This is a genomic window from Bacillus sp. FSL R5-0560 (assembly GCF_037966305.1).
GTDB lineage: Bacteria > Bacillota > Bacilli > Bacillales > Bacillaceae > Bacillus > Bacillus mojavensis.
On sequence record NZ_CP150195.1, the window covers coordinates 3,914,858 to 3,940,319 of the forward strand.

The following is a 25,462-nucleotide window of genomic DNA, read 5'->3' on the forward strand; positions in this document are numbered from 1 at the left end:
GTCATTCCCCCTTTAGTTCTCTCGCTCCCTCACCAATATCAGCGACATAAAAATCAGCTTTGAGGCCTGTTTTTTCTTGATACCTATCTCCAACCTTTTGGATAAAGTCATCAACAAACTCATCCTTTACAATACTGATCGTGCAGCCGCCGAATCCCGCTCCCGTCATTCTTGAGCCGATCACTCCTTCTTGCTCCCACGCCGCAAATACGAGCTCATCAAGTTCCGGACATGTCACCTCATAATCATCCTTTAATGAAAGGTGGGATTCCTTCATTAACCGCCCGATTTCGCGAATGTTGTTTTCTTTAAACATGTCGGCTGTCTTGATGGCGCGGTGGTTTTCATATACGGCGTGCTTTGCGCGGCGTCTGTTCGTTTCATTTCGGATCAGGTCAGAGCATGCGTCGAAAACAGAAGGCTTGATGTCGCCAAGTGATGTAATGTCGAGCTCCTTTTGCAGATCCAGCAATGCGTCGCTGCACTCTTGGCGTCTCGCATTATAGCTTGAGTCCGCCAATGTCCTTTTTTTGTTCGTGTTCGCAATAACCAGCGCAAGCCCGGAGACATCGAGTTTGCTATATTCATAGTCCAGCGTATCGCAGTTCAGAAGCATCGCATGATGTTCTTTCCCCATTCCGATTGCGAATTGATCCATAATTCCGCAATTGACCCCGATAAATGTGTTTTCCGCATGCTGTGCCATTTTGACAAGCTCCAGCGCATCGAGTTGAGGATGAAAATAGCTTTGGAGCACGACCGCCATCAGCAGCTCAATGGAAGCGGAAGACGAGAGCCCTGCCCCGTTTGGAATATTCCCTGAAAACACGATGTCAAAGCCATTCGGAATCGAATAGCCCCTTTGTTGAAATTCATATATGACGCCTTTCGGATAATTGGCCCAGTCGTCTTCTTTTTGATAACGGATGCCGTCAAGACTGCATTCCTTTATGCCGGCTTCCTGAAAGTTGTCCGAATACATCCTGACCAGCCCGTCATTTCTTTCTGCAACAGCAGCATATGTACCCATTGTCAGCGCGCACGGAAACACGTGCCCGCCGTTATAATCCGTATGTTCTCCAATCAGATTCACTCTTCCCGGTGCGAAAAAAAAACGCAATCCCTCTTTTTCTCCGAATACACTTGCAAATATCCCCTTCAATTCTTCCCGCATGTGCATCACCTTTCATGGTTTTTATTTTTTGTTTCCCGGTCTTTCTGTAACGAAAACGGAAGATCATATGCTGCCGCCCCTGTCATACCCCTTCTTCTTTTGTCTTTTTAAAAACGAGCCATTTGCTTGCGACATAGTTGACGACAACAATTACCGCATTATCGAGTATTTTGGCCAGCGTTTCATTGGTATGGAACTGTCCCACAAGGAGGATCATCATGCCAAGGTCTATTCCGAGGGACAGCACCCGGACGCTGAAAAAGGCAGTGAGCTCTTTCAGCAGGCTTTGCAGGTCATCTGTTTTCTGCTGAAACACATATATTTTATTTGTTATGTAAGCAAACAGCACAGACAAAATCCAAGCAGCTACTGTTGCAGCTTTATAATCCACATTCATGATCTCTACCAATATATAAAAGCTGGCGATATTCACGATTGTCGTGAAAACCCCCATAATGATATACATAATCAATTCTCTATACTTCACTGATGTTCCTCGCTTTCTGAAAAACTTTTCAAATTTCTTAGCTTTGCGTATTCGCGGTTAAAAGAAACAAAAACGGAAAGCGCGTCAAAAAAGCTGCGGAATGTGGCCGGATGGCCCAATACACGCGATTGTTTGATGATTCCGTCAAGCACCGCACATATTATTTTAGCCGTATATTCCGGATCAATACTGTCGTCAACCAGCTTTCTCTCCTTCAGCCAATTAATATATGACGTATTTTCTTCCACCCACAATTCGTACAGCCCCACATAAGCCTTGCATTTTTGGACAACTTTAAAGGTCGGCATATTCATTGCAAACGAGGTGATGTCCCACGATGGTTTATTTTTGTAGTAAGAATACAGCAGCTCTGCGGCATGTTTTGCAGCGTCATGAAGAGTCAGCGGTTTCGCAGATGTCCGCTCGATTTCATCCAGGTAGCCGATGATAATCTGTTTTTTCATTTGATGATTTTCGAAGATATGCTGCAGGAAGTCTTCCATGTTGTCAAAATGAACATAAAATGCGCCTTTACTGTACCCGGCAGCTCTGCTGATTTCTTCCACAGACACAGGGTCATATGCTCGGTCAATCAATAAATTCAGGCCAGCCTCTATAAACCTTTCAAATGTTTGCTCTCTTTTAATTTGAAATTTGTTTTTTTTCATATTTTTCTCCAGCCGTATGATTACCCTTATCTTACACCGGATCAATCTTTTGCGGTATTTATTTCTTTCCAAAGGTATGCTATTCGGTTGTGGAGGGGTCATATTTAATAGGCAATACGATTTATTTTCATTTACATACTATCCAGTCAGTATTTAATTGTTTATTATTATAAATAAGGCCCATTGGTTATATTAGTCATTTTTTTAGGGAATAGGTAGGTGATTCTTCCTTCAGTTTGTGAACACCGAGCAACTATGTGTGAAATTTGTTGTACTCGCCTCATCATCACACCGGCTTGCCTTTTATTGCCTGGATGTTGCAGGAAAACATTTTATACAATTGGAGGTTACTATGAAAACTCAAGTTAAAAAAGATTTGGACAAAGATTGGCATATGTTGATTCAAGAAGCTAGATCCATTGGATTGGGCATTCATGATGTGAGGCAGTTTTTAGAATCTGAAACAGCGATGAGAAAAACCAATCACAAAAAGGCCGTCCGCCAAGACTAATCCGGACAGGCGGATCTTTTACCTCTGGCTTTTCTATCATCTGATCTGAGTTTTCACCATTTCCTCTATTCGATAGCTTATATACTGTGGGATTTTGAGGACAAACGGTGTTTCAGCCTAAAATATGACAGACAGCTGGTGATGCGGTCACCTCTTGGCACATGCATTGTCATAAAGAGGTGATGCGAGCATAAAACCGGACTTTAGAAAAAAGGGCAGCTTTGCATAAGCTGCATTTGGTGAGGTTTTGAAAGCAAACAGCTGGAAAACCTTCGCCCGTTTTATAACCCCCGCGTCTAATCTTCACGTTTCCTGCTTTTTTCATCCCCTTTATGATCCCGAAGAATAAATCAGACTTTCTGTACATACCTATTGGTGTACCTTTATGCTTATTTTTCAGCAGGATAATAAGGAGGAAAGCCATGTACAGATCGCAAGCTGATTACCAAAAGATTGCTGGATCTCCGTCTTTTCAAGCCTTTTTGAAGCAGAAACAGGCCTTTGTTGTTCCAACTGCGATTTTCTTTTTTGTCTTTTATTTTTCACTCCCTGTTTTAACGTCTTATTTCACCTTTTTGAATACTCCGGCAGTCGGTGCTGTTTCATGGGCTTGGCTGTTTGCCATCGCTCAATTCGCTATGACCTGGACACTCAGTACGGTGTATTCCCGAAAGGCAGCTCGTTACGACCAATTTGTAAACGCTTTAAAAGAAGAGCTAAAGGGTGAACAGACATGAACCTGACAGCGTTTCTGTTATTTGTAGCGATTGTCGGACTAACGCTTGTGATTACGTATTTTGCCGCGAAACAGACGAAAACGACGAGTGAGTTTTATACGGCCGGCGGCGGGCTCACCGGTGTTCAGAATGGACTGGCAATTGCCGGCGACTATATGTCTGCCGCGTCGTTCCTCGGCATTGCCGGAATGATTGCATTATATGGTTTCGATGGATTTTTTTACAGCATCGGTTTTCTTGTCGCTTATCTCGTTGTCCTCTATATCGTGGCGGAGCCGCTTCGGAATCTCGGAAAGTATACGATGGCGGACATGATTGCGGCGCGTTTTAAAGAAAAGAAGATCCGCGGTGTCGCCGCTCTCAATACCATCGCCATCTCTACCTTTTATATGATCGCTCAGCTCGTGGGAGCAGGGGCGCTGATTAAACTGCTGCTTGGGCTCGATTATACCGCGGCCGTTCTGATTGTCGGAGTGCTCATGACCATTTATGTCGTGTTCGGCGGAATGATCGCGACGAGCTGGGTTCAGATTATTAAAGCCGTTTTGCTGATGGCCGGCACCCTCGTCATCTCAATCATTGTATTTTCTAAATTCGGTTTTAACCTCAATACAATGTTTGAGCACATGAAAACGGCTACTCCGCTTGGCGCTGATTTTTTAAATCCAGGCAACAAATACAAGGTCCCGCTTGAAACCCTGTCGTTGAATTTGGCACTTGTGCTGGGGACCGCCGGCCTTCCGCACATCTTAATTCGCTTTTATACAGTTAAGGATGCCAAAACTGCCCGGGCATCGGTTGTTTCAGCAACGTGGATCATCGGTGTGTTTTACATTATGACGGTATTTCTCGGATTTGGCGCGGCCGCGTTTGTCGGTTTTGACGCGATTACAGCGGCCGATCCAGCGGGAAACATGGCGGCGCCGCTTCTGGCAAAAGCACTCGGAGGGGATTTCCTGTTCGCGTTTGTATCAGCCATCGCCTTTGCCACGATTTTGGCAGTGGTGACAGGCTTGGTGCTTTCTGCCGCTTCAGCGTTTGCCCATGATATCTACAGCCAGATTATCAGAAAAGGAGAAGCAACTGAGAAAGAACAGATGAAAGCGGCTAGATGGGCATCTGTTGCCGTGTCAGTGCTGTCTATCATTCTTGCGATTTTTGCACAATCCTTAAATGTTGCATTTCTTGTCGCATTGGCATTTGCCGTTGCCGCCAGCGCAAACCTTCCGCTGATTGTGTTTACTGTGTTTTGGAAAAGATTTAATGCCTCAGGCGCATTATGGGGCAGCCTGACTGGGCTGATCAGTGCTCTTGTCCTCGTGTCGATGAGCCCGAGCGTGTGGGACCCGGCCGGAGGTGCTATTTTTGTAGGCGAGCCGCTCATCCCGCTTTCTAATCCGGGCATCATTTCGATTCCGCTAGGTTTCCTCGGTGCGTGGCTTGGAACGCTTCTGTCTTCTGATAAAACTGCTCATGAAGATACATTTGCGGAAATACAGGTGAAGGCACATACCGGGATTCATATGGATCAGGATTAAAAAAGGCTCTCTAAACAGATTTTTGTTTAGAGAGCTTTCTTAGGTTACGTTTTCTGTTGTTCCTGAGAAATCGCGTTTTCAAATACTTCCTTGCCGGCTGCTCCTGGAATCACGGTGTCGCCGATGACAAAGGTTGGTACGGCTGTAATGTCAGCTTCTTCATAGGCGTGCTTCAGAGCTTGCCGCTGCACATCCTGATATGTTCTTGCTTCCAGTGCAGCTTTGAACAATGCTCCGTCTAAGCCGACTTCCTCGGCCAGCTTCGTCAAGATTTCAATCTCTCCGATGTTTTGGCCCTCTTGGAAAAATGCTGCAAATACACGGGTATTGTATGCATGTCCTTTGTTGTATTCTTTGGCAAAGTGAAAGCCTTCAAAAGCCAAATCTGTATATGGGTGAGGCGAGACGTTTGGAAATTTGATGTCGACTCCCAATTTTTCCGCCATCGGTCTGATCGAGGTTTGCCACATATATTTCTTGGAAGGATCGTTTACAGGATCAAGCTGCGGTGAAGGACTTGGACGCAATTCAAACGGCATCCACTCGACTTCAACATCCTTTCCTTTTATCGCCTCTTCAAAAGCGGCTTTTCCAATGAAACAAAATGGGCAGACGTAATCTGAATAAACTTTTATCTGTACGGTCATGATTGTCTCCTTTCGTATAGGTTGATTTTAAACTGTAACAATAAAAGTTACAACTGTTTTTTTAAAAAAGAAGCCTGCATGGCTTCTCTTTACGATTCAAGCAACCGCTGAGCAATATATTCTCCTTTTTTGCACCCGCCGGGGATTGCATATAAAGCAGAACCAATCGTTTGCGTATATTCATTTAACGCATCCTTTGCCGAAAGTGCCTTCAGCATGGGGATGAACTGATTGTCGGGATTTTTTTGAAAGCTGATAAACAGGAGACCTGCATCCATATAGCCGGTTTTTGAGTCAATGCCTTCTGTATAAGAAAAGGCTCTTCGCAAAATCTGTTTCCCCGTAGATTTCGCAAGACTGACGTGCGAATTTGACGGGATTTGATTCAGCTTGACAGGGTCTGTTTCTTTTTTTTGGCCAAAAGGTGCCCCTGAGCTTTTTCTGCGGCCGAAAGTATCCTCTTGATCCTTCAGGGAAGAGCGGTCCCAAATTTCAAGGAACATTTTGATTTTCCGAAAAGCCATATAAGTTCCGCCGGTCATCCAGTCAGGCTCGCCGGACTGAATCCACACGATCGAATTCATCAAGGTGTCATCCTTGGTGCTTTGGTTTCCTGTTCCATCTTTAAACCCAAATAGATTGCGCGGCGTTTCTCCTTTTTTGCCTCCGCTTAAAAAGCCTTTGTTTATCAGGCGGACTTCACAGGTGCCCACCGCTTGATTCAATAGGTTTCGCAGCGCGTGAAACGCCACCTGTTCATCATCTGCGCATACTTGGATGCAGATGTCTCCGCCTCCCTGCTTCGCATCTAGATTGTCATTCGGCATAGCCGGAAGGGCAGCAAGGTGTTTCGGTTTCTTGCTTTTCAGTCCGAAGCGATCCTTCCCATCTTTTTCGAAAAAGTCAGGCCCGAAGCCAAATGTAACCGTTAAGTTGGAAGGCGGTAAATCAGCCGATTCACCTGTATCCTGCGGCGGCAGGTATTGATTCTTCTGGTCGCTCGACATTTTTTTGCCTGACGTCAGCATGTGTGTCAGGCTGGTCCAGTTTCTGAATAACGTGATGATATCGCTTTTCTCCTTCGCCGTCACATCAAGCGCGGCAAAATACACGTACGTCTGATGGGCAGTGGTGATTCCGGCCTGATGCTTTCCGTAAAATGGCACAATCTGGTCATCCTCTTTTTCGTCCTTCTTCGATGACTTAGCCGCGGTCTGAACAAGCGGAGCAAGACCGCCGAGGCCGCTGGCGCCAATCGCCACGGCCGCCCCAGCCATCGCTCCCCATTTTAAAATGTCCCGTCTGTGAATTTGTTCTGGCTTTTTTTGTTCATCGCTCATGCTGTTACAAAACTCCTTTTATAGCACATTCGCAATCTTCGACATGGTTTCAGAAAGAGTCGTCAGCTTTGTGCTCAGCTCTCTGATTTGATCTTCACTTAATTTATCATAAGACGTATAGGCCTGATCATTTGTTTTGTATTTTGCCATTAAAACTTCAAATTCACTGAATTCGGTATCCAGCTTTTCCGTCAGGTCAGAGTGGTCTTTTACGAGCGCGCTTTTCACAGTTTGATACACGGCCTCAGAGCCTTCAACATTTGCCATAAGATCGACTAAATCGATTCGTGAGTAGCGCTCCTCTTCACCCGTAATTTTAGAAATACCTGCTTCGTTCAGAAGCTCCATCGCACCCGCCACAATTTGTTCTGGCGTTAATGTCAATGATTCAATCGAACCATCAAGCTCTTTTACATCCTTGACAAGCTGGTCAGCCGTCGCCTTTTCCCCGGAAATATGTTTATCCTTCCAAATGGCTTTCTCAAGCTTGTGGAACCCTGTCCACTTGTCCCCTTCTTCTACATCGTTTTCACGGGCATCAATTTTCGGGTCAAGATCTCCGAGGCTTTCCGCAATCGGTTCAATTCTCTCGTAATAGACACGCGCTTTCGCATATAACGTCTTTGATTTTTCAATATCGCCGGCCTTCACGGCAGCTGTAAATGCTTCAGTCGCCTTCACAAGCTCATCACTCTGCTCTTTGACGTATTCTTTATATTCATCTGCCGCTTTTGCCAGCTGATCGCTTGCCTTTTTGCTGCTCTTCTTCGCTTCTGTCAGGTCTTCTAAGGACGCTTTCAGTGACTCGGATTCTGTCTTGATTTTGTCTGTATTCGGTTTGGCTTTTTGCGCTTCTGTATAGATAGGCTGAAGGTGCTTTTCGATTTCTGTGTATTCGAACGGATAGTCGCTGCGAATATCATTTTCAAAAGAAAGCCAGTAGCTGTTTAATTCTTTCCCCTTCTTTTGAATCTCTTTTTGATTGGCTTTTTCTGCTGATTCATTCAGCTCGGAAATCATGTTCTCCATTTTATTGACCGAAGCCGTGATCTCTTTGCTTACTCCGCTTTTTTCAGATGAAGCTTTTTCTTTAGTTGACGAAGTGTCATTGGCTCCGCATCCTGCACACAGTGCAAGGATGCATCCGGCTGTTACAGCAATCTTTGTGATATTCATTTTGTCAGTTCCTTTCCATTTGTAAAATGTTTTGCCGCTTCTGAGACAAGCGCAATCAGTAAAAATAGTAAAATTAGCAATTGCGGAATCGTACTGTACACGGACGGGTAGATTCCGAGAACGGATACAGACGGAAGCCAGCTTTCTGCGTCAGACGGAAGAATCCCCGCGAGTTGCAGGCTGTGAACGCCTGTTCCAAGAAATTTCACGCACATATACAGGACAACCGCCATTGACAGCAGAAAAAACGGCTTCAATGGAATACGCATTCCGAGCTTTATCATAAGAATACCGACAATGATGAGAACGACAAGGCCCGCGGCTGTCCCGCCGATCAGCTCAGGGAGAGAGAGCTTTCCAACAAGGCCGATGAAAAAGATGACTGTTTCGAGCCCCTCCCTCACGACTGCCAGAAATGCAATGAGCGCAAAGGAAAGCAGGCTTCGTTTTTTCAGCGCCTGTGATTTCTGGATATTGATTTTTTCTCTCCACTTGTCCATCGAGGCGTTCCTATGCAGCCACACCCCGACATACAAAAGCATGACAGCGGACAGCACACCGGTGATTCCGCCTAGCAAGAAATTGTTTTCTCCGAATACCTTCGAGGAGAACAGGAGGGTGACGCCGATTCCGGCTGCTAAGGAAACAAACATGCCGGCTGACGCGCCGCCCCAGATCCAAGCAGAAGAACGGGTGACACGGGCTTTTTTTGTCATGGTCAAAAGCGCCCCGATGACAAGCAGCGCCTCCATTCCTTCTCGAATTGGGATCAATGCCGCGTCCCACCAGCTGTAGCTGCTCGAAGCAATCGGCTCAAGCAATTGAATCATTTCGTCAATTTGCTTTAATACCTCATCGGGATGGCTGCCGATTTCAGCCTTCATGAGTGCCAGATTTTCCTCCGATGTGGTATAGGCTTCTTTGGATTGGGATACGACGTCTCCTTCTACGGCCAGCCAAGATGTGATTAAGTTGTCGATAGCGGCTGACGCCTCATCCAGCTGGTCTTTTTCTATCAATTGTTTTGTTTCTTTTAAGCTTTGAATATAGGCTGTTAAGGACGTCCTTGATTGACCCGAGGATGTCTTTTTCAGCACAACAGCCTGCTGGTAGGTTTCTAAGTGAGAAGAAAGCTCTTCAAGCTGTGTTTCGAGTTTGTTCGCGTCTTGATTAATGAAAGAAAGAGAAATCATAGCGATATTCGAGTCCATTTTGCTGTGGGAAGAAAGATTTTCCTTCTTAATAGATGGTTCTTCCTTTTTCCACACCGTTTTGAAGGTCTCAAATGTTTGCTGTGCGGACTCTATATCTCCATCTTGTACTGATTTAATCATTTGCTTGTTTAATTCAAGCAGGGAAGCAATTGGATCATTTTCCGCATGCGCCGCTGAACCGAAAAATATCAACAAGCTGAGTAATATAAGTGCCAGCACCCGAGCCATCATGTTCCTCCTATAATTGAAAATGATTATCATTATATATCATAATCATAGCCAGTTCCCGATCTTTGTCAATGAAAATTTGAAGGTCTGAAAACCTTGGCAAAACAGCAAAAAGGCTGCCCTTTACAGGACAGCCTCTTGAAAGCAAAATCGGGTTATCGGCCGGTCTTATATGTGTGAATAACATCGTAAAATTTGCGTGCGGCTTCTTCCGGATCTTCCGTCAGACTGATAGCGCTGATCATACTGACACCGTCAGCCCCCGCTTCAATTACAGGACCGGCATTTTCTATTGTGATACCGCCGATGCCGACAATCGGGATGCTGATGCCTTGACGTCTCACCGCTTCAATGAGAGACACACCCTGCACAGCTCTTGTATCCTTTTTCGTTTCCGTCGGGTAGATCGGCCCGAGACCGACATAATCTGCTCCATCTTCCTCGGCTTGCTTTACCTCAGACATCGTATGGGCGGACACGCCAAGGATCATATCGCCAATGGCGTCGCGTACCTCTTTTGCTTTCGCATCCTCTTGGCCGATGTGCACACCGTCTGCCTTCAGCTTCAGTGCCAGCTCCACATCATCATTGACAATGAAAGGGACTCCGGCTTCACGGCATGCCGCCTGAACCTTTGCGGCGAAGTCAATCCGTTCCTCCCCTGTCAGTGCGCCTTCGCCCTTTTCGCGAAACTGGTACAGAGTGGCACCGCCTTTTAATGCGTTTTGTACAACTGCCAGAGGATCGGCTTTTGTATTGTTTGAACCCATAATAAAGTAAACAGATAATAGCTCTTTCATCATTTCCCGAGAAATACGTGTCATGAGACTGTCACCCTTTCTATTGTCGCTAACTCTGATACATCTTGTTCAGAGACAGAAGACAGCTTGTTCAGCAATTCAATCTGAAAGCTCCCCGGACCTTTGTCAGCTGTCTGCTGCGCGGCAAGCTGAGCCGCAACACTATATGAGGAAATCGCAGCGATGGCAGCGAATAACGGATTTTTTTCCACTGCACAAAACGCACCGACTACTGAAGTCAGAAGACATCCGGCGCCTGTCACCTTCGTCAGCAGCTTGTGGCCGTTATGAAGAGTGTATACGTTAGATGCGTCGGCAATTACGTCGACTTCCCCAGTAATCGCAATGACCGTGTTCAGTTTTTGCGCCGCCTGTTGAGCCAGACGGACAGTGTCGCCTCCGCCTTCACCGGCATCGACTCCTTTAATCATCCAATCCGCAACACCCACGGTATGTGCAATTTCAGCGGCATTTCCTCTGATTGCAGAGAGGCGCACCTCACGTATAATCTCACGCGCCGATTCAGTGCGGAACGGTGTGGCACCAGCCCCCACGGGATCAAGAATGACGGGTACGCCATGTTCATTCGCTGATTTACCCGCAATGATCATAGCTTCGACGGTTTCCTTGCTTAGCGTTCCAATATTTAAAATGAGCGCGCCCGCGATTTTCGCCATATCGGCAACCTCTTCTTTCGCATAAGCCATTACGGGAGATGCCCCGAGGGCGAGCAGACCGTTCGCTGTAAAATTCGTCACCACATTGTTTGTTATGCTGTGCACCAGAGGGCTATGCTTCCGGACGGCTGTTAGTCGTTTTGCTGCTGATTGTGCATCCATGTTAGCATCATCCTTTACTCTCTCTTTTTTTCGGATCCCATAAATACGATTTCGTATGTTCAAGCCAGGCTCTTGCCGCAAAGGACAAATAGCGGTCCTTTCTCCATATAATCGCAAGATGCCAAGGGATGACCGGATCGACAAGCGGAATGACTTTGACCTTTTCCGGGTCAAGGCCGAGACATATGCGTTCCGGCAAAAGTCCGATCCCCAGGTTGGCTGACACCATCTCACTGATAAAATCCCATTGTGAGGTTTCGTAAATGATATGAGGTCTGAATCCGGCCTTGATACATTCCATCATAATTCGATTATGGAGAACAAAATCCTCCCTGAAGAAAATAAAAGGCTCTTCCTTCAAATCCTGTAATCGGCTCTCTTTCTCACCCGCCAGCCGGTGGGAAGGGTGTACGACAAGCATTAATGTTTCTTTTACGATCGTAAATGAATGAAAAATGTCTTCGTTTGCGGGAAGAACAACAACGCCAATGTCAAGAGAACCGTCTCCAACGCCTTCTTGGACTTTGATAGAGCCGTCCTCAACGAGCTGAAAGGTCACATTCGGATAATTTTCCCGAAAATCGCCGAGCACTCGCGGGAAAAATCCTGATCCGATCATCGGCGGCAGCCCGATTCGCACATGCCCTTTCTTGACCTCCATAATATCATTTAACTCGGATGTCAGGTTTTGAAATGATTTAATAATTTCCTGCGCCTGTACATACATGCTATGACCGGCGTCCGTCAGCTCCACCTGCCTGCCATTTCGGTAAAAAAGCTCGATCCCAAGCTCCGCTTCTAAATTTTTGATCATTTTCGATATCGTCGGCTGAGAAACATAAAGTGATTGAGACGCCTTCGTAAAACTTTTCAGACGGGCGACCTCCAGAAAATATGTTAAATGGCGAATGTCCATTTGTTTCACCCTTTCTATAGACAAAAGGAATACTTATTATGCTTAATATATATTTTACCTATAGCGTAACCTCATGTACAATATGAATATAAGGGAGGCATCAAAATGAAAAAACTGTTGCTTACCGTTATTCAAATCGCTCTGTTATTTATATTCGCTCGGCTGATCAATTGGGTGACAGCCCTTCTTCATATAAATATTCCCGGCAGTATAATTGGGATTGTGATTCTTTTCACATTATTACACTTTAACATCATCAAGCTTGAATGGATAGAGCTTGGCGCGGCGTGGCTTCTTGGGGAGCTGCTTTTATTTTTTATCCCGTCTGCCGTCGGAGTGATTGAATACGGAGACATTATGTCAAAATTCGGTGTCAGCATTTTGCTTGTTGTCATCATCAGCACGTTTGTCGTGATGGTGTCCACAGGAACGCTTACACAACTTATTGCAAAAAGAAAGGAGAAAAAACATACGTGTTCATCGGAATTGTAAGTTTGTTATTAACGGTTTTGGTGTATTTAGGAGCAAAAAAAGTATATTCGCGTTTTCCGCGAGTCTATACGTCGCCGCTATTGGTGACGCCCGCTGTGTTAGTCGGTCTGCTGCTGCTGGTGAATGTCCCGTACGAGACATATAATCTCGGCGGTGAAGTGCTGACCGATATGCTTCAGCCGGCTACCGTGGCATTTGCGATCCCGCTTTATAAATATTTCCCTGTTTTAAAGAAATACGCAGTGGAAATTATTTTGAACGTCGCCTTCGGCTCATGCATCGCGATTATTTCTACAGCTCTTATTGCGAAATGGCTTCACCTCGGAACTGGCTTGATTGACAGCCTCGTTCCAAGATCAGTGACAACGCCGATCGCCATGAACGTATCTGAAATGATTGGCGGAATGCCTGCGGTCACAGCCATATTTGTCATTTTGACCGCTTTGTTCGGCACCGTCATCGGCCCGATAGTCATCCGCTATTTCCGCATTGATAACGAAATTGCGCGAGGCGTGCTTCTCGGCACAAGCGCACATGGAGCGGGAACGTCTAAAGCATTTGAGCTCAGCTCTGTGTCCGGCACGATTTCCAGTGTGTCGATGATCTTAGCTGCGATTATGACGCTTTGCGCGGCGCCGTTTTTACTTTCATTTATGTAAGAAAAAACTGTCCTGGCAAGGGCAGTTTTTTTTTATGTCTCCTTCCATTGAAAAGCTGAGAAATTACAATATAATGTAATTTGTGGATACCAAAGGAGGCACCCCCATGCACAACTTGCAGGTGAAACGGCACTACGCAGCGTTAAAAGGATTTTATTTGTTTGCTTTCCTGGGCACAGGCAGTATCATTCCGCTGCTCAGCATGTATTTAACAAAGGAACAGCATGTAAGCGGCTCACAAGTCGGCTTGATTATGTCACTCGGCCCGATTGTGATGATCTTTTTCCAGCCGTTTTGGGGTATGCTGAGCGATTATACGCAAAAAACAAAAAGCCTGCTTGCGGTTTGCACATCAGTAACGGGTGTAATCGGGCTCGGCTATATCTTATTTGAAAGCTTTCCGCTGTTTATTCTGGTTGCGGCCTGTTTTGCAGCCTTTCAGAGCACTATCATTCCATTGTCAGACAGCATTTCTTTACGCTACACACAACAAACAAACGGAAACTACGGCGGAATCCGCCTGTTTGGTTCTCTCGGCTTCGGCATTGCGGTGTTTGTCATGGGACAGGTGACGAATCAGCTGTACCCCATTCACGTCATTTTTATCTTTGGCTGTGCCTTTCTGTGCATGGCAGCCATATTGGCCTCACAAATGCCGGGACAGCAGAAAACCAAAACAAAGATCAATATCCGCAAAGGGTTCCGGGAGCTGATCAGCAACAAACCTTTCCTCATCTTTATGATCATCACCTTTACGTCATTTGCACCAAATTTAGCGAACAATACATACTTCAGTCTGTTTCTCGACAAAAGCGGCGCGTCTCTTTCCGCCATTGGCCTTTTATTTTTTATCGGAGTGATCTCAGAGATTCCGTTTATGAGGTTTGCACAGAAATTCATAGATAAAATGGGATTGCTCACTGTCATTATGCTGTCAGGCGGCGTTTCATTATTCAGATGGATGCTTTACTTCACAGAGCCTTCGTTATGGATTATTTATGCGACGGTATGTCTCCAGGGCGTTTCCATTGGTTTATTTATTCCGGCGGCGCTGCAATACGTCAAAAAAATTACCCCAAGCCACGTGGAGGCGACAGCGCTAACCATGTACGCCGCCATCGGCAACGGATTCGGCAACTGGTTCTGTACGTTTGTTGGCGGATACATTTTTGACTACGTTTCCATTTTCGCAGTCTATCTGCTCTTCGCCATTCTTAGCATAGCAGGCGCAGGGCTGACATTATATTTAATAAAAGCAGAAAAAAATAAGCATTCGCTTCATCAGACGGCTGTTACTTTTAAACCATAACGACTATAATGAATAAAAAGGAAGGAAGTGTGCTATGAACGGGCAAGAACGGAGCAGCATTTCTAAAGGATTACAGGTCGATATTGTATTGAAAGCGGATCAAAAAACAGGAAAACTGACGCGAGGTACAGTGAAGGATATTTTAACGAAATCTAGCTATCATCCGCACGGCATTAAAGTCCGTCTTGAAGATGGCCGTATCGGACGCGTCCAGCAGATCATTTCTACATAAAAAGCTGCCCCTGAACCGGGCAGCTTTTCTCTTTTTATTTTTTCTGCAGAAAGACAACTTTTAAGTAATTGCCTTCTGGATATGCCGATATCGTTTTGAAGTCCTCCGGCAATGTAAATTCCTCTATAATCGTATAGCTTTCATTTGTTTCTTTGAACGCGGCATCGATAAAGCCTTTGAATTTCTTCATTCCGAAGGCGCTGCTGTTTGTAGAGGCGACAATGATGCCCTTGTCGGCTGTAATGGCGATCGTTTCCTTCAGCAGATTTTTATAATCCTTGGCCGCGCTGAAGGTGCGTTTTTTTGTGCGGGCAAAGGATGGCGGGTCGAGAACAATTAGATCAAAGCGCAGATCCTTTTTCGCCGCATATGAGAAGTATTTAAAAACATCCATCACTTTAATATCGTGCGCCTCGTAATCCAGCTTGTTCACGCTGAATTGCTCGATCGTTTTGGCCAGGCTTCGATTTGCCACGTCCACGCTTGTTGTTTTCTCCGCTCCGCCAAGCGCTGCCGCCACTGAGAACGCACCTGTATAAGAAAACGTGTTTAAGACGTTTTTTCCACTGGCATAGCGGTCTCTGATCGCTTTGCGCACATGTCTTTGATCTAAAAAGATGCCTGTCATAGCGCCTTCGTTTAAATCAACCGCGTATTGTATCCCGTTTTCTTGAATGATGAGCGGGAACTCGCCTCTTTCTCCCTTCACGAAGTCATCATCCTCGACATATTGTCCAGCCGTATCGAAGCGTTTCTTTTCGTAAATCGCTTTATATTCAATATCCAGTTCATCCAGAGCGGCAATCAGCGTTTCTTTAAAGGTGTAAATGCCTTTGCTGTACCATTGGAGCAGCAGGTACCCGTCATAATAATCAACAGTGACGCCGCCGATGCCGTCGCCCTCCCCGTTGAAGATTCGGAAAGCCGTTGTATCAGGCGCCGCGAAAAGACTTGCACGCGCTTGTACCGCTTTTGTTAATTTGCTGAGGAAAAATGTTTGGTCGATATGTTCATTTTTATTGCGTGTGAGCGTCCAGCCGACCCCTTTATTTTGCAGGCCGTAATAGCCCCTTGCGAGAAACTCGCCGCTTTCAGACATGACATCAACGAGGTCGCCTTCTTTGACGTGCCCCGCACTGCCGGTGAGGGCTTCCTTTTCGATGAGCGGATAGCCTTTTTTGATTTTTGCAGCGTGTGCTTTCTTTAGGGTGAGTAGCTTCATATATGTTCGTCCTCTTTCTGTTTGCTTTTTCTTATCGTACCACAAAACGCCAAGATGTCTGCATTGACAGAAAGGAAAGGTTTTTCTACGATAGACAAAAAGAGTTTCTAGGAGGAACAGCATGGCAAAACGAATTGACCATACAGGCATTATGGTAAGAGATATTAACGCGTCTATTTCATTTTATGAAGAGGTTCTCGGCATGAAATTGAAAGACCGCATCACTCATACGAACGGTATTATCGAGCTTGCTTTTCTTGGCTTTGAAGATGGTCCGGAAACAGAAATCGAACTGATTCAAGGCTACAGCAGCGAGCTTCCCGCCGAAGGTAAAGTGCATCACATTGCCCTGCTGACTGATGACATCGCGGCCGAATATACAAAAGCGGAAAGAATGAATGCGAAATTTATCGACGAAGAGATTACAACACTTCCAAACGGGTATCGTTATTTTTATATCGAAGGCCCTGACGGCGAGTGGATTGAGTTCTTTCAGCGGTAAAAATCAAAGAACGTACATTTTTCATGTACGTTCTTTGTTTATCTATACCAACTGATATACGTTGATTCATCGCAAAACATGGCTTCCCAGCCCATACCCTGAACCATGTCATGAATCTTTTCATCTTTCGCAAGAAAAACATTTATGAATGAGTCGTATACACTCATAAACACAAAATCCATTTTCTCATCAGTCAACATGAGCTCTGCGGCGGCTTCATCAAGAACCATCCGCAAGTTAGCCTCAGTTGTGTCCAGAAAGCCGCTGTTTTCCACAATTGGTTCTGAGTAATAAAACCGATTGGACCCGTTGTAACGAAGCACTTTTACCAAACCGGGAATATGAAAATTTGAAATATGGTCCTCACTAGGATAAAAGAGATCTCCTTTTAAGTTCGCATGTAAACGTTCAGCTAAATCCTCTCTCGCGTACTCATCCCTTAAAGCAAATATCGATGTCTTCAAAGCCAGCCCCAGCTCTGCATGTGTTTGGAATCCGCATGAAGACATGATTTCTTTCCATGTAACTGCTTTTCCTTTTTCTCTTACTTCTTGATCATTCGGATAAATATGCTCATACTCATTTTTTCTCTTAGCTTTTTCCCACCCTTCCGGCATTTGAATAAAAGGAGAAAATAAAATAGCAGCTGATGTATATTCAACTGGTAGTTGTTTTAAGATTGGTGATTCGTCATCTAACCATATGTATTCTAGCATGCGTACCTCCTTTACATATTCTAACATTCACCTATAGTTGAAAGAAGATCATCAGCCCTTTAACAGCTGATGATCTATAACATTACATCAAGACATATTTTTATCCCCGGATTCAACCGCACTCTCTTCCTTCCATTTTTGATGATCCCAAATTCTAAAAAACGGATAGTAGAGAGCACATGTAATGAGCAGGTTCACCAGCTGCATGACGGCGCCCGATACTTTTCCGCCTGTCGCCAGGTACCCTGAAATGATCGGCGGCATGGTCCATGGCACGGCAATCCCGGCGGGCCTTGCCACCAGTCCGGTGCTCATGCCAATATAAGTGGCGGTAATGGTGAGGAGCGGGGCTATAATGAACGGAACGATAAGGAGCGGGTTCATCACAATCGGCATGCCGAAAATGATCGGCTCGTTGATGTTAAAGAGCGCGGGCCCGATGCCTAAGCGGCCGAGCTGCTTCATCTGTTTGCTCCGGGACCGCACAAGCATAGTGAGTACAAGTGCCAGCGTCGCCCCGCTTCCGCCGACATTAATCCAAATTTGAAAAAACTGAGTCGTAAAAATACTCGGCAGCGCCTCGCCCGCTTGAAACGCGAGACGGTTTGCATCCATGGCGCCATACCAAATCGGCGCCATAATACCGCCGATGATCGAAGCGCCGTGAATGCCGCACGACCAAAGCAGCATTTGCACGAATTCAGCAATCAGACTCCCGCCGAGGCTACCGCCAAGGATGGAAAGCGGTGTGCCGAGCAGGTCTCCGACGACATTGTGCAGGCTTTCAAAAGGCGTCATTTCAACCAAAAGACGCGCCAGCCATATAAGAAATACGATGATAAAGCCGGGAATCAGCGCGACAAATGATTTGCTTACTGCCGGCGGCACGCCATCAGGCATGTTAAACACAATATTTTTTTGAATGATGTACCGATAGACTTCAGTTGAAAACAAGGCGATGATCATGGCGACAAACAGTCCCTTGCTGCCGAGCAATGTGATGGGAATTCCGCCTCCGACCATGATTGATTCTGTTGAGCCATCCGGCGTAAAAGGCACCTCAAACGGCGTTGCCAATAAGAAGGCTGCAATTGAAATCGCTCCGGCCGACAGCGCATCAACACCGTAGCTTTCCGCCAGACGATAGGCGATCCCGAAAGCCGCAATCATTGCCATAATATCGAATGAAGCATTGACAGGATAGCCGAGCTTATCCGCCCACTGTTCTCCAAACACACTTGCCATAAAATCAGCATAACCGGGAATCGGCAGGCTGGTTAAAATCAAAAAGACTGAACCGATAATAATCAGCGGCATGGTCAAAACAATTCCGTCACGCAATGCGCTGAGATGCCGCTGTCCGGCAATTTTCCCAGCGACAGGCATGATTTTTTCTTCCATCACCCGAGTGAACGCGCTCATCTGAAAAGCCCCCTTTTCTCATTGCTTTGTGAACAACCTTTGCAATGTTTTCTTTATCTTATTTTGAAAACGCTTACAAATTCATGTGGAAAATTTCCTCTTCCTGCGGAAAAAATCTGAATTCTTCTGAGCCATCCTATCAATGAAAAAATTTTTCCTTCTTACTATCAAAATCACATTATCCTCCGATATATATATCAAACATCATAGAAAAAGGAGAAGAACTATGAAAAACACGTTTTGCAAACTTGTTGTATCAGCCACTCTGTTTTTCAGTTTTCTCGCCCTAGGGCCACTTGCACATGCAGAAAACAGCAGCCAGAATGAAATCATTGTGGTCTATAAAAACAAAGACGGCAAAGAAACTGTACTAGACAGTGATGCTGAGGTTGAGCAGCAGTATAAGCATCTTCCGGCGGTAGCGGTCAAAGCAGATCAAAAGACAGTAAAAGAATTCAAACAGGACCCTGATATTTTGTATGTCGAAAACAATGTCACGTTCACCGCAGCGGACAATACAGACCTCAAAATACTGTCAGAGGACGCCGACACCTCTGACAACTTCGAACAATGGAACCTTGAACCGATTCAGGTCAAACAAGCTTGGAAGGAAGGGCTGACAGGGAAAAACGTCAAAATCGCTGTCATCGACAGCGGGATCTCCCCCCACGACGACCTGTCGATTTCCGGCGGGTACTCAGCTGTCAGTTACACCTCTTCTTACAAAGACGATAACGGCCACGGAACGCATGTCGCCGGGATTATCGGCGCTAAGCATAACGGCTACGGAATTGACGGCGTCGCACCGGAAGCACAAATATATGCGGTTAAAGCGCTTGATCAGAACGGCTCGGGAGATCTTCAAGGCCTTCTCAAAGGGATCGACTGGTCGATAGCGAATGGGATGGATATCGTCAATATGAGCCTTGGCACGTCTTCAGACAGCCAGATTCTTCATGACGCCATGGACAAAGCATATGAAAAAGGCGTACTGCTCGTTGCCGCAAGCGGAAATGACGGAAACGGAAAGCCAGTAAATTACCCTGCGGCATACAGCAGTGTCGTTGCAGTGTCAGCAACAGATCAACACAATCAGCTCGCATCCTTTTCGACAACAGGAAATGAAGTTGAATTTTCAGCACCGGGAACAGACATCACGAGCACGTATTTACATCAATATTACGCGACGGGAAGCGGCACATCCCAAGCGACACCGCACGCCGCTGCCATGTTTGCTTTATTAAAACAGCGTGATCCTGGTAACACGAACGTGCAGCTTCGCGCCCTCATGCAGAAAAACATCGTTGATCTCGGAATGATGGGGCGCGATCAGCAATTCGGCTATGGCCTGATCCAGTATAAAGCCCAGCAGGCAGATAAAGCGTACGCGGCTGCTGAGCAAGCGGTCAAAAAAGCTGAACAGACAAAGGCACAAGCCGATATTGACAAAGCGAGAAAGCTCGTCAGCCAGCTGCCAGATTCCAACGCAAAAAAAGCTTTGCAAAAAAGACTAGATAACGTTCAGGCATACAGAAATGTAAAAGACGCGAAGGACAAAGTGGCAAAGGCAGAAAAGTATAAAACCAAGCAAACCGTTGATACAGCACAAGCCGCAATCAACAAACTGCCGAACGGTACGGATAAAAAGAACCTGCAAAAACGCTTAGATCAGGTCAAGCGCTATATCGCATCAAAGCAAGCAAAGGACAAAGTCGCCAAAGCGGAAAAAAGCAAAAAGAAAACAGATGTCAGCAGCGCTCAATCGGCAGTCAGCAAGCTTCCGGCAGGCTCAGAAAAAACGTCCCTGCAGAAGCGTCTCAACAAAGTGAAAAGCAGCAATGTAAAAAAGGCGCAGCAATCAGTCGCCGCAGCGGAAAAGAAATCAACTGACGCAAACGCGGCAAAAGCCCAAAAAGCCGTCAATGAACTTCAGTCCGGAAAAGACAAAACGTCATTGCAAAAACGGTTAGATAAAGTGAAGAAAAAAGTGGCGGCAGCTGAAGCCAAGAAAGTCGAAACAGCCAAAGCCAAAGTGAAAAAAGCGGAAAAAGACAAGACAAAAAAATCAAAAACAGCCGCTCAGTCCGCAGTAAATCAATTAAAAACATCCCATGAAAAAACAAAGCTGCAAAAACGGCTGAACGCCGTTAAGCCGAAGAAATAATTGAAAAACCTTTAAGGCGTAATGCTCGTCTTAAAGGTTTTTTCATCTGTTACATTGTGTACGCAACCTTTTTCCCATTTGTTTCACAGGCTTTTCATACTATTGCTATCCTGCTGTGAACAGCATAAAATGAACGTTATTACAGATATCAACTGCATAATGCGGGATTGTGACTGGCAAGCAGGCAAGACCCAACGATGCAAAGGGAGTATTAGTGCCTAGAAAAAGAAAGGTATTTTAACTCTTCTTTTCGTGTTGGGCTCGTAACGGTGCCATGGACATTTCTGCTTTATATGTTTCGTAATGCCCCGTCACCCGACGAGGGCATTTTTTGATGGCTCTGCATGATTTATAGTTTTTCTCACTTTTTTCATTTTGATTGTCAACTTTTCATTTGATACGATGAACAAGCCGACTTTTCTTCAGCAGAGGAGGTTTTTATTGTTTGCAAAAAGAGATTGCGAAAGAATTATTGCTCCTCGCAGGAGGAAAAAACAACATTAACAGCATCAGCCACTGTACAACTCGTCTTCGTTTCGAAGTCAAGGATGAAACGAAAATCGACATACGTGCTATTGAAAATCTGCAAGGTGTGCAGGGCACCTTTTTCAGATATGGCCTGTTCCAAATTATTTTTGGGGCAGGTGTCGTCAACAAAATTTATAAAGAAGTCGTTTGTGTGTGGGAGGCATCGCCTTCTGAAGAGGCTGTTCAAGAGAAACATGCCAGCCGCAAACTGAACCCCGTCACAACATTTGCTAAAACGCTGTCCGATATTTTCATGCCGATTATCCCGGCGATAACAGCAAACGGGTTGCTCATGGGGCTGATCGGCATGATTCAGGTTTTTCACTGGTTCTCTGCCGACAGCCCGTGGATCAAAATGCTGGATCTCGTATCCAGCACCGCATTTATTCTGCTGCCGATTTTGGTTGGCTTTAGTGCCGCCAGACAATTTGGCAGCAACCCATTTTTAGGGGCATTGATAGGAGGGCTTCTGACTCATCCTGATTTGCTTGATCCATCCATGCTCGGCAGCAAAACCCCCGCTTCCTTGGACATATGGGGGCTGCATATTCCATTGATGGGCTATCAGGGCGCCATTATACCGATTCTTCTCTCCGTTTATATCATGAGCAAAATTGAGAAGCTTTTAAAAACGATTGTGCCCAAGTCACTTGATGTCGTGATCATTCCCTTTATCACTGTGATGGTGACAGGGTGTCTCGCGCTGATTGTGATGAACCCCGCCGCAGTTATTATCGGCCAGGTCATATCGCAATCGATTGAATACATTTATCACCACGCAGGCATTGCTGCCGGAGCACTTTTCGGGGGCATCTATTCCACTATCGTTCTATCAGGCTTGCATCATAGCTTTTATGCGATTGAAGCGACTTTGCTTGCCGACCCTCATGTGGGTGTAAACTTTTTGGTGCCGATATGGTCAATGGCGAATGTGGCGCAAGGCGGAGCGGGACTGGCGGTTTTTTTCAAAACGAAGCAGTCCAGCCTGAAGAAAATCGCGCTCCCCGCTTCCCTTACCGCGTTTTTAGGCATTGTGGAGCCGATTGTGTTCGGGGTAAATGTGAAGCTGATCCGCCCCTTTATCGGAGCCGCTATTGGCGGTGCTCTCGGCGGGGCGTATGTAGTTGGGGCACACGTCGTCTCGAATTCCTACGGACTGACCGGCATCCCGATGATTTCAATCGTGCTGCCATTTGGCGTTGCGAATTTTGTTCATTATATGATCGGTTTTTTGATCGCGGCCGTCTCTGCTTTTATAGCTACATTGTTTCTCGGGTTTAAAGAAGAGACAGAATAACTGGATTTATTCGATTTCATTCATAAAACGGGGGATGAAAGGAAAAAAGCTATGAAAATTAAAAGAATCTTAAATCATAATGCAATCGTCGTAAAGGATCAAAATGAAGAGAAGATTCTCTTGGGTGCAGGAATTGCGTTCGATAAAAGGAAAAATGATATTGTCGATCCGTCTAAAATAGAAAAAACATTCGTCAGAAAAGATACACCTGACTATAAACAATTCGAAGAGATTTTAGAAACGTTGCCGGAAGACCATATTCAAATCTCCGAGCAAATTATTTCCCATGCTGAACAAGAACTGAACATCAAAATCAATGAACGGATTCACGTCGCGTTTTCAGACCACCTCTCATTTGCGATTGAACGCCTGAGCAACGGAATGGTCATCAAAAATCCGCTGCTGAATGAGATCAAAGTTCTTTATCCGAAGGAATTCCAAATCGGCATGTGGGCTAGAGCGCTGATTAAAGAGAAGCTGGGCATTGAGATTCCTGAGGATGAAATCGGCAATATCGCCATGCATATTCACACAGCCAGAAACAACGCCGGCGACATGACACAGACACTTGATATAACAACGATGATCCGTGACATTATCAACATTATTGAAACCCAGCTGTCGATCAACATTGTGGAGGATACCATTTCTTATGAAAGGCTCGTAACCCATTTGCGCTTTGCCATTCAGCATATCAAAGCAGGCGAAACCATTTACGAGCTGGATTCAGAGATGATTGCCATCATTAAAGAAAGATTCAAGGATGCTTTCCTATGCGCCAAAAGCATCGGCACATTTGTAAAAAAGGAGTATGGCTTTGAGTTTCCTGAAAAAGAATTGTGCTACATCGCCATGCATATTGAGCGGTTTTATCATCGGTCAGTGGCGCGCTGACAAACAAAAAAACGCTTTTGATGATCTCAAAAGCGTTTTTTTCATATATAGATTATTGGTTGATGGCCGGGCTCCCGATCGTATTCCACTTCGTATAGGACATGTAATGGAAATACTCATCGCGGTACGGATGCTTGGTATTGGAGTTCCAAGGCTTTTCTCCGCCGCAGAAGTGGACGATTGCCGGGTCTTCTCTCGTTTCATTATATTGCTTCCGCCCTAACAGTGTCGGTGGTGTTTTCAGTTTTAACATGATGTATGTTTGAGCGTTCCAGCGCGGATGAAGCTCATACCACTTATCATATAAGATCGCGTTCAGCGCATCTTGGTCATGTAACACAAGAAAATCTTCAGAACCGTTTTCATTGATAAAGTTGAGAACTTTTTCTGTGATGTTTTGCTTTCTCCAAGGTTCCATATCAATAATCATAATACCTGAGTTAAAATACTTTCCTGTGTCCGTGATATTCATTTCTTTCAAACGTTCATGCTGCCCCGCATCTTCCACAGCAGCAACGGTGTATGGAGCGATGTCCAAGTCCCATAGTTTCGAAATATCCTCAAGGACAAGTGCATCACAATCGACATAAATCATCCGCTTAATGCTCTCATCCTTAATTAAGTCAGGAATCGAAATGCGGTAATACGCCGCTTTTGTAATGTGGCTGCTTTCCACAGCATGTTCATACTGGTTGGCATCCACTTCTAAGAACTCAATCGGCACGCCGAACTTCAATGTCGTTTCTTCCAGCCTTTTTTTGTTATCAGGCTCAATTCCCCCATCAATCACATATAGCTTTACTTTTCTATTCTGGTCCATGTTTGTCAATAAAGAAACGAACATCCCACCTAAATGACGAGCATAATTATCATCTGCGCATGATACGATATGCATAAATTCATCTTTCTTCAATGGTATTCATCTCCCTTTGTGTTGTACAAGTTACATTCCCTTTTTCAGAAAATTAAACACCATTCTCCAATATTTTTTTTAATAGAATGTGCTATACAACAAAAAGGCTATTATTTTTTGAACATGCGATAAAGCCAATAAAGAATGAAAAAGCTCGCGATTGCAATCGCTTCAGCTGAGGCGATATACCATGGCCAAGGCCCGAGAACATCCAAAAGTGAAGAGCCGCCCGGCTTTTTCGTTAAATACATATAATTCGCATTCAGCCAGCGGTCAACCAGATAAATGATCCCTCCGTACAGATTGACAATCAAAACAGTCACCCATAAAGAGCGCTGTCTGAGTCTGTACGCGCCAATTACTGCCATAAGCAAACAGGATAGAAATACGGACCCGTGCGAAATAAAAAAGAGAATATATCGTACATGCGGAAATGAAAACATACCAAGATCTGGGGTCAGAAGCGCCTGAAGCGAGCTTCCTATACCGACAAAATACAAAAACACAAACAGCTTTCTGCTCTTTGTCACCAGCATAATCGCTGATAAATACACAGACAGGTCACTCAACTGAAGAGGCAGAGAAGTCCGCACCGACCACCTGCCCGTGGCGATCATCCAAATTTGGTAACCAATTTGTGAAGCAAGCAAAAGAAACACAAATAAATAGCGCAGAAATTGACTGAATGCAGGCTGCTTCACTGACCGGCGGAACAGAAACAATAGGATGGCAAGCACGCCGATCAAGCCTAGTGTCACTGCATGCTCTGTCGAAAACAGATGAAACGGATCGTGTCTATACACGCCTTGAACATATTTTTGCACAACTGCACCCCTC

The 25,462-nt window shown here is 45.3% G+C and carries 26 protein-coding genes; 11 read left to right on the top strand and 15 right to left on the bottom strand.

Going from position 1 to position 25,462, the window contains the following annotated elements:
- Window position 1 precedes the first annotated feature (1 nt).
- The 3 genes from NST56_RS20455 to NST56_RS20465 all read right to left on the bottom strand — a co-directional run bounded on the left by NST56_RS20455 (window position 2) and on the right by NST56_RS20465 (window position 2,329).
- Window positions 2-1,174 (bottom strand): galactokinase, encoded by a 1,173-nt coding sequence (locus tag NST56_RS20455; protein ID WP_339178821.1) that lies wholly within the window; start codon window positions 1,172-1,174, stop codon window positions 2-4.
- Between the two features lie 82 nt (window positions 1,175-1,256).
- Window positions 1,257-1,640, bottom strand: coding sequence for a GtrA family protein (locus tag NST56_RS20460; protein WP_010332359.1), 384 nt, complete (start codon window positions 1,638-1,640; stop codon window positions 1,257-1,259).
- Window positions 1,641-1,657: 17 nt separating this feature from the next.
- Window positions 1,658-2,329: a helix-turn-helix domain-containing protein gene (locus NST56_RS20465; protein WP_229148540.1), complete on the bottom strand. Its 672-nt coding sequence runs from the start codon at window positions 2,327-2,329 to the stop codon at window positions 1,658-1,660.
- Between the two features lie 352 nt (window positions 2,330-2,681).
- Here NST56_RS20465 and NST56_RS20470 point away from each other — a divergent pair, with 352 nt between their 5' ends.
- From NST56_RS20470 to NST56_RS20480, 3 genes are all read left to right on the top strand, one after another.
- Window positions 2,682-2,840, top strand: a complete 159-nt coding sequence (locus tag NST56_RS20470; RefSeq protein ID WP_010332361.1) for an anti-repressor SinI family protein — start codon at window positions 2,682-2,684, stop codon at window positions 2,838-2,840.
- Between the two features lie 422 nt (window positions 2,841-3,262).
- Window positions 3,263-3,577, top strand: coding sequence for a DUF485 domain-containing protein (locus NST56_RS20475; protein ID WP_339178826.1), 315 nt, complete (start codon window positions 3,263-3,265; stop codon window positions 3,575-3,577).
- Complete coding sequence (locus NST56_RS20480) at window positions 3,574-5,115, top strand: cation acetate symporter (RefSeq protein WP_059335200.1); 1,542 nt, start codon at window positions 3,574-3,576, stop codon at window positions 5,113-5,115. Before NST56_RS20475 ends, NST56_RS20480 begins: the two co-directional genes overlap by 4 nt.
- 44 nt (window positions 5,116-5,159) lie before the next feature.
- On the opposite strand, the gene NST56_RS20485 is transcribed toward NST56_RS20480, so the two are convergent.
- The 7 genes from NST56_RS20485 to NST56_RS20515 all read right to left on the bottom strand — a co-directional run bounded on the left by NST56_RS20485 (window position 5,160) and on the right by NST56_RS20515 (window position 12,275).
- On the bottom strand, window positions 5,160-5,762 hold the full coding sequence (locus NST56_RS20485) for a DsbA family protein (protein WP_168749056.1): 603 nt from the start codon (window positions 5,760-5,762) through the stop codon (window positions 5,160-5,162).
- Window positions 5,763-5,851: 89 nt separating this feature from the next.
- Window positions 5,852-7,102, bottom strand: coding sequence for an iron uptake transporter deferrochelatase/peroxidase subunit (gene efeB / locus NST56_RS20490; RefSeq protein ID WP_268448023.1), 1,251 nt, complete (start codon window positions 7,100-7,102; stop codon window positions 5,852-5,854).
- Window positions 7,103-7,120: 18 nt separating this feature from the next.
- Complete coding sequence (gene efeO, locus NST56_RS20495) at window positions 7,121-8,278, bottom strand: iron uptake system protein EfeO (RefSeq protein ID WP_339178829.1); 1,158 nt, start codon at window positions 8,276-8,278, stop codon at window positions 7,121-7,123.
- Complete coding sequence (locus tag NST56_RS20500; protein ID WP_339182330.1) at window positions 8,275-9,720, bottom strand: FTR1 family protein; 1,446 nt, start codon at window positions 9,718-9,720, stop codon at window positions 8,275-8,277. The genes efeO and NST56_RS20500 overlap by 4 nt, the downstream gene beginning before the upstream one ends.
- Window positions 9,721-9,875: 155 nt before the next feature.
- Window positions 9,876-10,544: a thiamine phosphate synthase gene (gene thiE / locus NST56_RS20505; RefSeq protein ID WP_168749060.1), complete on the bottom strand. Its 669-nt coding sequence runs from the start codon at window positions 10,542-10,544 to the stop codon at window positions 9,876-9,878.
- Window positions 10,541-11,359, bottom strand: coding sequence for a hydroxyethylthiazole kinase (thiM, locus tag NST56_RS20510; protein ID WP_339178832.1), 819 nt, complete (start codon window positions 11,357-11,359; stop codon window positions 10,541-10,543). Before thiM ends, thiE begins: the two co-directional genes overlap by 4 nt.
- A gap of 7 nt (window positions 11,360-11,366) precedes the next feature.
- Window positions 11,367-12,275 carry a LysR family transcriptional regulator gene (locus tag NST56_RS20515; protein WP_268444687.1) on the bottom strand — a complete coding sequence of 303 codons (909 nt, stop codon included), beginning with the start codon at window positions 12,273-12,275 and terminating at the stop codon, window positions 11,367-11,369.
- Window positions 12,276-12,380: 105 nt separating this feature from the next.
- Between NST56_RS20515 and NST56_RS20520 the strand changes: the two genes are divergently transcribed.
- From NST56_RS20520 to NST56_RS20535, 4 genes are all read left to right on the top strand, one after another.
- Complete coding sequence (locus NST56_RS20520; RefSeq protein ID WP_003227375.1) at window positions 12,381-12,767, top strand: CidA/LrgA family holin-like protein; 387 nt, start codon at window positions 12,381-12,383, stop codon at window positions 12,765-12,767.
- The gene (locus NST56_RS20525; RefSeq protein ID WP_010332371.1) at window positions 12,749-13,426 is read left to right on the top strand and encodes a CidB/LrgB family autolysis modulator; all 678 of its coding nucleotides are present in this window, start codon (window positions 12,749-12,751) and stop codon (window positions 13,424-13,426) included. The genes NST56_RS20520 and NST56_RS20525 overlap by 19 nt, the downstream gene beginning before the upstream one ends.
- A gap of 106 nt (window positions 13,427-13,532) precedes the next feature.
- Window positions 13,533-14,735, top strand: a complete 1,203-nt coding sequence (locus NST56_RS20530) for a major facilitator superfamily domain-containing protein 6 (RefSeq protein WP_229148517.1) — start codon at window positions 13,533-13,535, stop codon at window positions 14,733-14,735.
- A 34-nt stretch (window positions 14,736-14,769) separates the two neighbouring features.
- Window positions 14,770-14,967 carry a YwbE family protein gene (locus NST56_RS20535; protein WP_010332373.1) on the top strand — a complete coding sequence of 66 codons (198 nt, stop codon included), beginning with the start codon at window positions 14,770-14,772 and terminating at the stop codon, window positions 14,965-14,967.
- A 34-nt stretch (window positions 14,968-15,001) separates the two neighbouring features.
- Here NST56_RS20535 and NST56_RS20540 read toward each other — a convergent pair whose 3' ends face one another.
- Complete coding sequence (locus NST56_RS20540; RefSeq protein ID WP_339178836.1) at window positions 15,002-16,189, bottom strand: class I SAM-dependent rRNA methyltransferase; 1,188 nt, start codon at window positions 16,187-16,189, stop codon at window positions 15,002-15,004.
- 121 nt (window positions 16,190-16,310) lie between these two features.
- Between NST56_RS20540 and glxA the strand changes: the two genes are divergently transcribed.
- The gene (gene glxA / locus NST56_RS20545) at window positions 16,311-16,691 is read left to right on the top strand and encodes a glyoxalase GlxA (RefSeq protein ID WP_010332375.1); all 381 of its coding nucleotides are present in this window, start codon (window positions 16,311-16,313) and stop codon (window positions 16,689-16,691) included.
- 38 nt (window positions 16,692-16,729) lie between these two features.
- Here glxA and NST56_RS20550 read toward each other — a convergent pair whose 3' ends face one another.
- Entirely contained in the window at window positions 16,730-17,407 is a 678-nt protein-coding gene (locus NST56_RS20550) for a DUF2711 family protein (RefSeq protein ID WP_339178838.1), read from the bottom strand.
- A gap of 87 nt (window positions 17,408-17,494) precedes the next feature.
- Window positions 17,495-18,829, bottom strand: a complete 1,335-nt coding sequence (gene celB, locus NST56_RS20555; protein ID WP_339178840.1) for a PTS cellobiose transporter subunit IIC — start codon at window positions 18,827-18,829, stop codon at window positions 17,495-17,497.
- Window positions 18,830-19,055: 226 nt separating this feature from the next.
- Here celB and NST56_RS20560 point away from each other — a divergent pair, with 226 nt between their 5' ends.
- The 3 genes from NST56_RS20560 to NST56_RS20570 all read left to right on the top strand — a co-directional run bounded on the left by NST56_RS20560 (window position 19,056) and on the right by NST56_RS20570 (window position 23,712).
- Window positions 19,056-20,993, top strand: a complete 1,938-nt coding sequence (locus NST56_RS20560; protein WP_339178842.1) for a S8 family serine peptidase — start codon at window positions 19,056-19,058, stop codon at window positions 20,991-20,993.
- 445 nt (window positions 20,994-21,438) lie between these two features.
- Entirely contained in the window at window positions 21,439-22,818 is a 1,380-nt protein-coding gene (locus NST56_RS20565; protein ID WP_010332378.1) for a sucrose-specific PTS transporter subunit IIBC, read from the top strand.
- 51 nt (window positions 22,819-22,869) lie between these two features.
- Complete coding sequence (locus NST56_RS20570; RefSeq protein ID WP_010332379.1) at window positions 22,870-23,712, top strand: PRD domain-containing protein; 843 nt, start codon at window positions 22,870-22,872, stop codon at window positions 23,710-23,712.
- A gap of 52 nt (window positions 23,713-23,764) precedes the next feature.
- Here the strand turns inward: NST56_RS20570 and NST56_RS20575 are convergent, their stop codons facing one another.
- Both NST56_RS20575 and NST56_RS20580 read right to left on the bottom strand, forming a co-directional pair.
- Window positions 23,765-24,625, bottom strand: coding sequence for a glycosyltransferase family 8 protein (locus tag NST56_RS20575; RefSeq protein WP_339178844.1), 861 nt, complete (start codon window positions 24,623-24,625; stop codon window positions 23,765-23,767).
- 110 nt (window positions 24,626-24,735) lie between these two features.
- Window positions 24,736-25,449, bottom strand: a complete 714-nt coding sequence (locus tag NST56_RS20580; RefSeq protein WP_229148507.1) for a TIGR02206 family membrane protein — start codon at window positions 25,447-25,449, stop codon at window positions 24,736-24,738.
- Between the last annotated feature and the right edge of the window lie 13 nt (window positions 25,450-25,462).